At 60.3% G+C, this 11237-nt stretch carries 10 protein-coding genes and 1 pseudogene; 7 read left to right on the top strand and 4 right to left on the bottom strand.

Translation table 11 applies throughout. The features are described from left to right. A partial coding sequence (locus HMPREF2935_RS07170; protein ID WP_141756028.1) for a Fic family protein occupies nt 1-548 on the bottom strand: 548 nt, incomplete at its 3' end. Between the two features lie 220 nt (nt 549-768). Here HMPREF2935_RS07170 and HMPREF2935_RS07165 point away from each other — a divergent pair. Together HMPREF2935_RS07165 and HMPREF2935_RS07160 are read left to right on the top strand one after the other, a co-directional pair. Further along, entirely contained in the window at nt 769-3285 is a 2517-nt protein-coding gene (locus HMPREF2935_RS07165) for a hypothetical protein (RefSeq protein WP_246817795.1), read from the top strand. Nucleotides 3286-3314: 29 nt separating this feature from the next. Further along, nucleotides 3315-3965 carry an MOSC domain-containing protein gene (locus HMPREF2935_RS07160; RefSeq protein ID WP_062036603.1) on the top strand — a complete coding sequence of 217 codons (651 nt, stop codon included), beginning with the start codon at nt 3315-3317 and terminating at the stop codon, nt 3963-3965. On the opposite strand, the gene HMPREF2935_RS07155 is transcribed toward HMPREF2935_RS07160, so the two are convergent. Further along, nucleotides 3940-5499 carry an ATP-binding protein gene (locus HMPREF2935_RS07155; protein WP_062036601.1) on the bottom strand — a complete coding sequence of 520 codons (1560 nt, stop codon included), beginning with the start codon at nt 5497-5499 and terminating at the stop codon, nt 3940-3942. The two genes, HMPREF2935_RS07160 and HMPREF2935_RS07155, sit on opposite strands and share 26 nt — an antisense overlap. An 857-nt stretch (nt 5500-6356) precedes the next feature. Here HMPREF2935_RS07155 and HMPREF2935_RS13750 point away from each other — a divergent pair. From HMPREF2935_RS13750 to arfB, 3 genes are read left to right on the top strand one after another with little or no spacing between them, the layout of a single operon-like run. Further along, nucleotides 6357-6641: a Fic family protein gene (locus tag HMPREF2935_RS13750; protein WP_371326235.1), complete on the top strand. Its 285-nt coding sequence runs from the start codon at nt 6357-6359 to the stop codon at nt 6639-6641. Continuing rightward, nucleotides 6569-7159 carry a putative glycolipid-binding domain-containing protein gene (locus HMPREF2935_RS07150; RefSeq protein ID WP_210400730.1) on the top strand — a complete coding sequence of 197 codons (591 nt, stop codon included), beginning with the start codon at nt 6569-6571 and terminating at the stop codon, nt 7157-7159. The genes HMPREF2935_RS13750 and HMPREF2935_RS07150 overlap by 73 nt, the downstream gene beginning before the upstream one ends. Nucleotides 7160-7190: 31 nt before the next feature. Further along, complete coding sequence (gene arfB, locus HMPREF2935_RS07145; RefSeq protein ID WP_070732571.1) at nt 7191-7634, top strand: alternative ribosome rescue aminoacyl-tRNA hydrolase ArfB; 444 nt, start codon at nt 7191-7193, stop codon at nt 7632-7634. 54 nt (nt 7635-7688) lie between these two features. On the opposite strand, the gene HMPREF2935_RS07140 is transcribed toward arfB, so the two are convergent. Next, nucleotides 7689-7997, bottom strand: coding sequence for a HigA family addiction module antitoxin (locus tag HMPREF2935_RS07140; RefSeq protein ID WP_083306076.1), 309 nt, complete (start codon nt 7995-7997; stop codon nt 7689-7691). Next, nucleotides 7984-8210, bottom strand: a pseudogene (locus HMPREF2935_RS07135) (type II toxin-antitoxin system RelE/ParE family toxin). Before HMPREF2935_RS07135 ends, HMPREF2935_RS07140 begins: the two are co-directional and overlap by 14 nt. 369 nt (nt 8211-8579) lie before the next feature. Between HMPREF2935_RS07135 and HMPREF2935_RS07130 the strand changes: the two are divergent. Both HMPREF2935_RS07130 and HMPREF2935_RS07125 read left to right on the top strand, forming a co-directional pair. Next, complete coding sequence (locus tag HMPREF2935_RS07130) at nt 8580-8939, top strand: Cd(II)/Pb(II)-sensing metalloregulatory transcriptional regulator CmtR (protein WP_005530797.1); 360 nt, start codon at nt 8580-8582, stop codon at nt 8937-8939. Further along, nucleotides 8936-10828: a heavy metal translocating P-type ATPase gene (locus HMPREF2935_RS07125; RefSeq protein ID WP_070732569.1), complete on the top strand. Its 1893-nt coding sequence runs from the start codon at nt 8936-8938 to the stop codon at nt 10826-10828. The genes HMPREF2935_RS07130 and HMPREF2935_RS07125 overlap by 4 nt, the downstream gene beginning before the upstream one ends. Nucleotides 10829-11237: the final 409 nt, after the last annotated feature.

The following is an 11237-nucleotide window of genomic DNA, read 5'->3' as shown; positions in this document are numbered from 1 at the left end:
TAGCTGAGGTAGGAACTAAACCCAGGACGCTTCATAAGCCGGGCTGTTCGCTTACTGCCGTCGAAGTAGAATTGGCTATGTGTGGCAAAGCAGAAGTAGGCCAGTCCACGTTCAATTGGGGCATCAAGCAACGCCAGGGAGTCGAGCAACTCAGCGTGTGCAGCATGCAGCTCCGTAGCTGGATCAAACTCAACAAATCTACCGTTCATGAGGTGCACCCCACCACCGTCACTAGTTACTGAACCATCACCACGAAACAGCCGGACATCAAGCGCTTCGTGCCACGCGACCACCGCATGAACGCGGTTACTAGTGTCAGCACTAACGTCAAAGTCCTCGGCTTCTACCAACTCATAGACCGTGTTGAAAGCAGCCGACAAATCCAAAATCTGTTGCTGCTCAGCCAGGTCCTTTCCGCCGACAGTTACGCCATCGAGAAGCGTGCGCTCCTCCGGCAACGTAAAGGTATTTCCCTCCAGCGCGGTTGTATTCCAGACGAGGTCCGGCAGTCGCCGCGTGAAACGATAAAGCGCACGCTCAGTACCCAATCACGGATTCGAAGCCCAGGCGGCGCGCTCACTGTGCAGTTCATAGCCCAACATCGTCATGGCCTTGCGCATCGTCGTGGGATTGTCCTAACAGTTGGACATCCGTCCTAAACCTAGGACACCGAGCATCCTCACCACCGCAAACAGCCCTCACGCAAGCCGCCACAGCCCGCTACCAGCGCACTACCAACACGCTGCAAATTGTCCTATTATGGGGCAAATGAATGCGGAGACTCTGTGCTTGGAAACCACGGCAATTGACCAGTCCTCTTATCTCGAACAGGCCCCTCGCCTAAGCCTTGACCCAAAGACTCGCATCCTGGATATCGCGCTGCCAGACCTCATGGAGCACGAGCTGGAACAACCGCAGTGGCGCGTCGAATCCCACTTCATCGATCGCCCACACTCCATCCGCGTCTTCGAAGCCGGCGAGCGTCTGCGCGTGGGCATTCCTGGCCCCTTCAAGTCCATCCAGGTAACCCTCATGGACGGCGAGGAACCACTCGCGCCGGAGTTTAACTTCACCGGCATCAGCAGCGATGCGCCGTTTATCATCCACGATCAGTCCACGCTGCTCGCCCCACAGGGCACCTTGGAGGATGCCACGCCGCTAGCTATCTGGGCGGGCTGGGAGTTTGGTCCACTGCCACAGCGCGTAGAGGTGCCACAGCGCGAGCCGGTGGACATCGATAAGCAAGTGTTCTTTGAATGGGACTTTTCCGTAAAGACCTTGCCCAATGCGCAGGGCCTGGACGGCGAGCCGATTTATACGCAGTCGCCGAAGGTAACGCTGCACCAAGAAGGGGAGTGGCGCCTCGATTTGGTCTATGCGCCTGTCGACGGCGAGCAGGAAGAGATCTCCGAGCAAACCCTCGGCACCGGAATAGCAGAGGCGTTCCCCTCCGATCTCTACGAGGATCCGTGGGTCGGCCGCTACGAGGTCTCGCTGTACCACGAGGACACGCTTGTCGACGTCCGCTTTATCTCCATGGCCGAGGGCCTGCACATGCGTGCAAAGAACGAGGGCCCGCGCGGTACCGACTTCCGCTTCATCGATGCTTTGGGCAAGCACTCCGCGTTTGGTTACCTGCTCGCCTCGCCGCCGAAGAAGCCCATCGTGCTGGATAAGAAGGCGCGCACTTTCCAGGAGACGGAGGTCTCCCGCCGCGAGGTAGTGGCCAGCGAGGCCGGCTACGAGCTGGAATTCGACGTCATCCCGGAGGCCCTTTTCACCCGCGTCAAACGCATCGGCTTGGAGCCGACCATCCACTACGAAAAGCCGGTCATCCTCGCAGGTCAACTGGACCAGGACGCCCAGTTCAGCGTCCATTCCCCGCGCCCGCTACCGCTGGCGAAGTTCGTCACCATCGACTCCCGCCAAAAGATCAAGGAGCTCGCGCGTACCTCCCGCACCACCCAGCCGGTGCGCAACCTGTCCGTGCCGAATGGCGCTTTGGTCAGCGCCGTGCGCAAGCAGGCTTCTTGCGAGCTGTTCCTCATGTGGTCCACGCTGTCCTACGAGGATTACCTCGCCGAGCTGCCTGAGAAGGAGCGCGCCGCGCACCTGAGCCGCAGCATGGAGCGCCGCGTGCTGGAGTACGAGGCATCGGCTTCCTCGAGCCTCATCTATGCTGCGCTGGCTACCGTCCGCAAGTCCCCATTGGCCAGCCGCGGCCTGATTGGGGAGGGCATCGAGATAGAGCAGAACCTCGAAGAACCCGTTGACCTCGTGGGATGGGCGTGGCCTTTGGCTAACCCAACCGTTGCCCCAACCCGCCTTGAGCCAAACGAGGCCGGTTTCGAAGCTCCTGAGCTCGAGGGCACTTTGCTTGTCGACGTCCGCGAGCTACAGGCTTCCTCCAACCTCGCCGCCCCGGCGCGCCCGTCGAGCGCCTCACTCGTCGTGGGCACCGACGACGCCGAGCCGGCCTTGGCCTCAAAGGAGTGGACCCCGCTCGAGCTCTGGGACGCTTTCCGTTCCCTGCACGTGCTCTCGCAGCGCAGCCCGAACCCGCGCCTACAGGCGATGTTCGACAGCATCATCGACAATCTGCGCCTCGACCCAGCCGCAGCCGTGCAGGCACTGGGCCAATCTGGTGTGAGCGTTAACCAGCAGGCTCGCTCCCTGGTGCGCACCCGTTTGTTCCACATGGACGTCGCCAGCGATAACCCAGCAACGGATAACTACCCGGGCCTTTTGGGCGCCGTCGCGTCCGATGCCGCACTGCCGGAAAAGCTCGCCACAGCGCGCACCTCGGGCGTCGACAGCCTGACGCGCCCGATGCTGCTCGCGGCCGCCACCACACCGAGCCCCTCGCCTGAAGTAGATGACCTCACCAGCGAGGCCGCCCGCATCGTCGCGCTGCGCGAATGCTTTGCCAACAACGGCCCGCTCGATGCCCTGGGCACCGTGGAGAAGCTGCGCAAGGATGCAACGGCCCTGACCTCGATTGTTCAGGAAGCCGGCGTGGACATGTCCGTGAGCCACACGCTCATCGCGCTGAGCGCCTTTGGCAGCGGCAACACCGCAGACGAGCTCAACGCTGCCGCGTGGATGCCGTATATCTCCTACGCCTTCGCGCTGGCTTCCCGCGCGGTGGCGCACGGCGCCATCCCGGAAAACGCCCTGCTGAAGGAGGACATGCCCATGCTTGCCGACGTCATGCCGCTCGCCCCGCGCCTGTTCTTCTACGACCTCGTGACGGCCGAAGCTCTCTTCCGCGATCGCGACGTGTAAGCGCGTGAGGTGTGCCACAATGGGTGAGCATGAAGGTTATCTCCACGAACGTCGCTGTCCGCCGCCCGGAGCCGCACGGGCGGCACGAGTACACGGGCATCGATAAGCAGCCACGCCCCTTCCTGGACCTGGAGATACCTGGGCCCAACTACGGTGACGGCTCCGGCGTGGTGGGGGATTCCATCGGTGACCACGCCCACCACGGCGGTGCCGAGAAGGCCGTCTACGCTTATGCCCGCGAGGAGCTCGACTACTGGGAGGGCACGCTCAACCGCGTGCTGCGTGATGGCTACTTCGGGGAGAACCTCACCACCGAGGGGATCTCCTGGCCGAATATGCTGATCAACCAGCAGATTCAGGTGGGGGAGTGCGTGCTCGAGGTCTCCATTCCGCGCACGCCCTGCGCCACCTTCTCCGGCTGGATGGACGAGCCCGGCTGGCTCAAGTCCTTCACTGAGCGTGGCGATTGCGGTTCCTACCTGCGCATCATCGAGCCTGGCCGCATCACTTCTGGCGATGAGATTACGCTCATCGGCCGCCCCGACCATGACATCACCATGGGCATGGCCTTTGCCGCCAAGATGGGGGACAAGGAGCTAGCCCGGCGCGTCGTCGACGCCGGCTGCCTTGCCGCAGTCCACCACGATCAGCTGGTCAAGCGCCTGCAGCCCCGCGGTTAGCTAGCCATTCATAGGTTGTCGCTTGTGAACCGCGCGTGCCATCCATACGCACGAATCGTGCCTTCACCAGTGACTTCAGCGCATATCGGACCTGCGCTCGAGTAAGGTTTGTGGCTGTTTCTATTTCGCCGATAGACAGCGGTTGTGCCGCCGTACGCAGCGCCTCCGCTACGCGCGGGGCGTTAACACCCAGGCGTTCCAAGGTCACTGGTGCATCCACTCGTCGTTCCGGGCCGGTGCCTGATTCCTCCTTGCGTAGTGGCTCCCAGATACGGGCCTCTCCACGAGTGTCCGGCCGCCACATCTTCACCGTAAATTGCACGCCAGAATCTATCAGGTCAGGCTCCGGTAGTCCTTGCTCTCGCGCGGCATCCAGCATGAGCTGCACGCCGCCGCCTTCGCCCTCAATAACAAAAGAGCCATCGTCTGCTTTGAGATATCGGCACAGTCTATAGAGCCGCTGGTTAATCTCCTGGCGCGCCAGATCTCTCGACTTGAGCTGTTCAACCGTCAGATCCCGTAGGCCTCCTGGACTGGAGATAACCATCTTGTCCGGTAGTAGGCGGACATCAATCGATTTACCCGCACCCAACGTATTTGGCCCAAGATCACGGTGCACCAATGCATTAGCCACGGCCTCTCGAATGGCCGGAAGGGGAAGTTCAGGAACTTCCACCATTGATCCGTCCTCTCGATATCGCCGTACGGCGGCTAAACGTTGCCTTACCCATCCCATTACCGAGTTCAACAGCACCGGAACGGGCCCCTCAAAGGTCTCCAACCCCAGCACTCGCCCGTGCTTCGAACCATTTGGTAGCCTTTGCGCCACCGTTACTGCTAAGGAGGGAAAATGTCCTTGGGGATAGAAACCCAGCGCATACAGGCCAGCAAGGGTCAGCTCTCCAGTCGCGGTCGTCACCGCTAGCGCCCGTAAGACGTCCTCATCTTGAGTAAGTCCCGATAGTCGCCGATTCTTTTTCCGCGCCTGAACCAAGAAATCTTGCACCACGTCGCTATCTAGGTCTGCAAGGCTCGTGCCTTCCACAATCGTCGTGTCATAGGACACTGCCTCTTCGGCATGCAGCTTTGCCACGTCCATCATGCGCAGCTCCGAGGCACTCATACGGTAGTCCCCATCAGCCATTCGAAGATACGCTTCTCCCCTGTAGATAGCAGGCTTATCAATAATCGGAAGACCCGTAACCTCCGCAATCACGACATGCGTGCCATCTATTGCCACACTGTCGGTATGCACTGTGACTGGAGGGGTGATGGCATGACGCGCCTGCGAGGCCAGAGCAGCCTCCATCTCCGAAGGATTCTCAATGCCAGTGACAATGAATCCTTCCTTCTCATTGACACCGAGAATGATAAGGCCGCCACTCGGCATGTTTGCGAACGCGCACAATGTCTGCGGTAGAGAGTCCGGAATGCCCCCTTGAGCGGTTTTGACCTCGACTGTTGTTGAATCACCGCCGCGCAACTCAAGCTCAGCCAATAGCTCTCTCAGCTGATTCTCGGACCAATTGTTCACGATGAATACCCGCCCTCAATGTTAACAATGACGGCTCAATGCTAACTTCATTCCTCTTCAATGACAAGAGTTCTCATTGATCTTCCCATTGAGGTGTCATTGACATTCTCATTGAGGCCAAATTATGGCCCTGAAACCCCGTATGTTTAAGCTTTATCTAGCACATAAACCGCAATGAGTGGTTGGATAAGAGTTATCCAACCACTCATTTGCTGTCTGACGAATGGATAGCCTCTACAAGCCTCACTACGTTACCGAGAGCTGGATCCCCGAATCAGGCTCCGGCACTCCCCGGCGCGATAAGGCCGGAGGCCCTTTTTAGGTCTATGTCCCTGACCATCTTGCTAGTAAGGCGTGGACTTTTCCCCAGAACTCACCAGCCGGGCAGCGCGTATCGAGCGAGACATTTTGGGGCTCAACCGCCATGCGGCTTCAGGCCAGTTGGAGTCTGTGGCCCGCCTGCTCATGCGTTCTGAAGCTATTTCTTCCTCACGCATTGAGGGTATTGCACCCAACGTCGATAAGGTTATCCTCGCGGAACTCGCCCAAGTAGAAGAAGTCCGCGGCTTAAGGAAGGCGCGGAAGAGGTTGCCCGTAACCTTACCGTTCTGCGTTCCATCGAGCAGAGCTTTGCCACCGAACCGACAATCTCCATCGAGCTTCTTGAAAAGCTTCAAAGAGAGTTGATGGGGGAGAAGGGTTCTATTCCCACTGGACTTCACACTATTCAAAACTGGATCGGAGGAGGTAACCACACACCTATTGGTGCCGAGTTCATCCCAGCACCCCCACGCCTAGTCCGTGACCTCGTTGAAGACCTGTGCCTTTACCTAGATGGCGCTTAGCACGGTGCTCTCATCCAAGCCGCGATTGCTCACGCTCAATTCGAAACGATTCACCCATTTTCAGATGGCAACGGCCGTGTGGGCCGTGCTCTCATTCATGGGATTCTTCTGCGTCGCGGACTTACTGAATACACCATTCTGCCGGTAAGCCTCCTCCTCGGTACGCGGTCCAAATCGAAAGCTACCTGCCTTTTCGCACCATCGAGCGTTGTAAAATCCTCACCATGGAGCGCACGTATAAGTGGGAGCATGTCGAGACTCCTCTCATCCGGAACGAGGCCGCAGTTCATTTTTTAGGAGCCGGTTTGACCGCTTCCGGAGTGCAATACGGCGATGGATACGAGGCCACGTGGGAGCTGCGCGCCGCGGAGAACTGGGTGACCGAACGTGTGTCGGTGAACGTTGAAGGCGACGGATGGGGGCGAAGCCTCGAGCTGTTTAGGTCCGAGCAAGGCGTGTGGTCGGCGGAAACCAATGAAAAGGGCGCCCAGCCTGAAGATCTGCCCTCCCCCGGTATCGTCCAGTCAGCCGACCTGAAAGCCGCACTCGATTGCGATCTCGGTCTGTGCCCTCTCACCAACACAATGCCTATTCGTCGCTTGACGCTGCTTGAGACTCAGGTTCCGAAAACGCAGCTGATCATGGCTTGGATTGATATGCCGTCCCTCCAGGTGATCGCATCAGACCAGTACTACAGCTCCGTCGATGCTGAAACTGTCCGATACAAAAGCGGAACACGGGGAGTCGACGTCGAGTTGGAGGTCGACGGTGACGGAGTGGTCGTACACTACCCTGATCTCGCACGGCGGGTCTGATCCGGAAACAACTCTAACTAAGCTGGGCGGTATGAACGACCTGACCATCGCGCCTGGCCCAGGGATCCCCGGGGGTCTGGTCATCGTCGCCGCCGACCTGACGGAGCGGTTCGCGAAGTCGTCGGGACCAGGCGGCCAAGGCGTCAATACTACGGACAGCAAAGTGCAGCTTTCCGTCGATATCGCTACGTGCTCATCGCTTTCCGACGCCCAGCGTCGCCGCGCCCTCCACAACCTCGAACACCGCCTAGACGGCACAGTGCTCACCGTGAGCGCGTCGACGCAGCGCTCGCAGGCCCGCAACCGCGCCGAGGCACGCGAACGCATGGCCGCCCTCTTGCGCGAGGCGCTCGCTCCGCCTCCACCCCCGCGGCGCAGGACCAAGCCGACGCGGAGCTCGGTGCGACGCCGTCTCGAAGCGAAAAAGCGGCGCTCGGAACTCAAGTCCACGCGACGGCGGCCCCAAATTCCCTAGTTCGAACCATCCGCGTGCATATCCTCACGCTGACGGACCTGGTTCGGGTAACCGCTACGCTGAGACAGCTTGGACCGGGTGAATCCGCTCGATTTCCGAGAGGGTCTTGTCTTCCGCCACGTCCAAGTCATATTGAGCCTGTAACCCGAGCCAGAACTGGGGGCTCATCTCGAAAAACTTCGCTAGACGAAGGGCCGTGTCAGCGGTTACAGCGCGCTTACCGTGAACAATTTCGTTGATCCGGCGGGGCAGAACGCCGATGGAGACGGCGAGCTTGTGCTGGGTGATCCCCATTCCTTTGAGGAAGTCCTCCATGAGGATCTCACCGGGGTGAACCGGAGGGAGCTTGTCAGTGGTAGTCAACGATCTCAACCTCCTCTGGCCCCGCGGCGGACCACCGAAAACAGATCCGCCACTGGTCGTTGATTCAAATGCTGAACTTACCCCGCTGATCACCTTTCAACGCCTCGAGCCGGTTTCCCGGGGAATCCGTAACTCATCAAGAGTCTGCGCGTACCCAAGCTGGCGCAGCTTCCACAGACGCTCAGTGTCCTTGTCAGCGAACGACTGGATCATGCTTCACCCTATCCCCCATAACGCGAAGCATCAATAACGCTACACGTTAAATTTGAACTCCACGGTATGTTGTTGCAAAGTTACTTTCTCGTTAGCCTGCAACAATCAGAAAACTGCAATTACGTCAGCACACAGAGAACATATGGGCGCATGGAAACACGTAAAGGTTTTGCGGGATGGCGTAGACGTCAACGTGAAGATTCTGATCACCTCGCCGCCCACGTCGCTCCCGCGTTGGGTGGCAGCCGAACCACAAAGGATCAGTCATCTTCTATCCCATCGACTAATTCCTGCAGGTCGCCGGACCTTCGCGCAACCGTCAGTTCAGTGCATTTTGAATAGTTCAGCGCACGTTGTATTGTTCAGTACATGCTGACTATTGCTTCACGCCTCGACGTCATGAACCGGCTCGGCCGGGCCATGGCTGATCCGACGCGTTCCCGAATCCTGATGACCCTACTCGACGGTCCGGGCTACCCGGCCGAGATTTCGCAAAGCTTGGATCTGACGCGCTCGAACGTCTCGAACCACCTGTCCTGCCTACGCGATTGCGGCATCGTCGTCGCTGAGCCGGAGGGCCGTAAGACCCGCTACGAAATTGCCGATCCGCACCTCGCGGCGGCGCTCGAAGCGCTGGTCAACGCGACACTGGCCGTCGATGAGAATGCCCCCTGCATCGACACTGAGTGCTCGGTGCCCGGCTGCGGCGAGAAAGGAACGGACGCATGAGTTCAGCATGTGGATGCGAACACGAACCCGCCACGGAGTTCGAAGAGCTCGATCGGCCATGGTGGAAAGACCCCGAGCTACTGCTACCGATCTTCTCCGGTGTAGCCCTCATTACAGGACTGGCGCTGGACTGGTCCGACTTGGAGACGCCCGCAACGGTACTGTATTGGCTTGGCCTGCTGCTGGGCGCTTATACGTTCGCACCTGGAGCGATCCGGAACCTTGTCACGAAGCGCAAGCTCGGCATTGGCTTGCTTATGACGATCAGCGCGGTCGGCGCGGTGATCCTTGGTTTCGTCGGAGAGGCCGCGGCGCTGGCGTTCCTGTACTCGATCGCCGAGGCGCTTGAAGACAAGGCGATGGACCGGGCCCAAGGCGGACTGCGGGCACTGTTGAAGCTGGTACCGCAAACCGCGACCGTGCTGCGCGACGGTACGACGGCCGAGGTCGCAGCGAAGGACCTCGTGGTTGGCGAGCTAATGGTCGTACGCCCCGGGGAGCGGATCGCCACGGACGGCATCATTCGGTCCGGACGCTCCAGCCTTGACACCTCAGCGATCACCGGAGAATCCATTCCGGAGGAGGTTGCGCCCGGCGACGAGGTACCAGCGGGAGCGATCAACTCCGCCGGTGTGCTGGAGGTCGAGACGACCGCAGCTGGAACGGACAACTCGCTGACCACACTCGTCGATCTCGTCGAGCAGGCGCAGGCGGAGAAGGGTGACCGCGCCCGGATCGCCGACCGGATTGCCCGACCCCTAGTGCCCGGGGTGATGATCCTGGCGGTGCTGGTCGGTGTGATTGGCTCGCTGCTGGGCGACCCCGAGACGTGGATCACCCGTGCGCTGGTGGTCCTGGTCGCAGCGTCGCCGTGCGCGCTGGCAATCTCCGTGCCGCTGACGGTCGTGGCCGCGATCGGCGCGGCCAGCCAGTTCGGAGTAGTCATCAAGTCCGGCGCGGCGTTCGAGCGACTCGGCGGCATCCGTCACCTAGCGGTAGACAAGACCGGAACCCTTACTCGCAACCAGCCCGAGGTTACCGGAGTGGTCCCGGCAGACGGATTCGATCGGGCGCAGGTGCTTTCCTTCGCGGCGGCGGTTGAGCAGCAATCGACGCACCCCCTCGCCGCGGCGATCGTGGCAGCGGAGCCCGAAGCGCCCACCGCCTTGGATATCAGCGAGGAAGCCGGTCATGGCATCGGCGGCACCGTCGAAGGCCGACGGGTGCTGGTCGGCAGCCCCCGATGGATCGACGCCGGGCCACTGAAGGCGGACGTTGAGCGTATGGAGTCCGAAGGCCAGACCTGCGTCCTAGTCACCGTCGATGACGCTCTCGCCGGGGCGATCGGGGTGCGCGACGAGTTGCGGCCCGAGGTGCCCGATGCCGTGCAATCCCTGCACGACAACGACGTGGAAGTGAGCATGCTCACCGGCGATAACACTCGCACCGCCCGGGCGCTGGCTGAAATCGCTGGAATCGACGACGTGCGCGCCGAGCTGCGACCGGAGGACAAGGCAAGCATCGTCGCCGAACTCTCCTCCAAGACGCCGACGGCGATGATCGGCGACGGCATCAACGACGCGCCGGCACTGGCGGGCGCAACGGTGGGCATTGCGATGGGAGCAACCGGCTCTGACGCCGCGATCGAGTCCGCTGACGTCGCCTTCACCGGCCACGACCTCCGGCTGATCCCGCAGGCGCTGCAGCACGCCCGCCGAGGCAGCAGGATCATCAACCAAAACATCGTGCTGTCTCTGGCCATCATCATCGTGTTGATGCCACTGGCGATCAGCGGTGTACTGGGCCTGGCCGCCGTCGTGTTGGTACACGAAGTCGCCGAAGTCATCGTGATCTTGAACGGCCTGCGGGCTGCACGAGCGAAACGCTGAGGCTGTGACCGGCAAGTCTTATAAGGGTTGAACCACGCGCCGAGCGCACACACACGTTGGACCAGGCGAGTCATTCGAGTTCACCGCCTGGTCCTTCTCGATGCGTGCAGGCACGGGAACTGTGGGTGAACCTAATAGTTCAACGGCCTGATACCGCTTGCAGATTCTTCACACGAGGTAGCGGAATGGACCGAGGCCGAACGAAAACCGGAGTTAGAGACAGCGCTCTTCAACCTACCCCCAATAACGCGAAACGTCATTAACGCCTCGCGTTACACGTTGAACTTGAACTCGACCACTTCGACATCAGTCGCCAAGAAGTCTTCCGGTGGTGCATGCGCTACAACACCCGCAGACAGCACTCCTGGTGCAACTTTCTAGCCCCCAATGACTTCGAAGCACTCACATC

It is taken from the genome of Corynebacterium sp. HMSC076D02 (assembly GCF_001813815.1).
GTDB lineage: Bacteria > Actinomycetota > Actinomycetes > Mycobacteriales > Mycobacteriaceae > Corynebacterium > Corynebacterium simulans.
The sequence above is the reverse complement of the archived record's forward strand: the minus strand, read 5'-3'. Positions and strand labels throughout refer to the sequence as shown.

What these genes read in the sequence shown, in the direction of transcription:
- HMPREF2935_RS07130 (WP_005530797.1), top strand. Translation starts at nt 8,580, where the DNA reads ATGCTGACTATTGCTTCACGCCTCGACGTCATGAACCGGCTCGGCCGG.
- HMPREF2935_RS07160 (WP_062036603.1), top strand. Translation starts at nt 3,315, where the DNA reads ATGAAGGTTATCTCCACGAACGTCGCTGTCCGCCGCCCGGAGCCGCAC.
- HMPREF2935_RS07150 (WP_210400730.1), top strand. Translation starts at nt 6,569, where the DNA reads ATGGAGCGCACGTATAAGTGGGAGCATGTCGAGACTCCTCTCATCCGG.
- arfB (WP_070732571.1), top strand. Translation starts at nt 7,191, where the DNA reads ATGAACGACCTGACCATCGCGCCTGGCCCAGGGATCCCCGGGGGTCTG.
- HMPREF2935_RS07125 (WP_070732569.1), top strand. Translation starts at nt 8,936, where the DNA reads ATGAGTTCAGCATGTGGATGCGAACACGAACCCGCCACGGAGTTCGAA.
- HMPREF2935_RS07165 (WP_246817795.1), top strand. Translation starts at nt 769, where the DNA reads ATGAATGCGGAGACTCTGTGCTTGGAAACCACGGCAATTGACCAGTCC.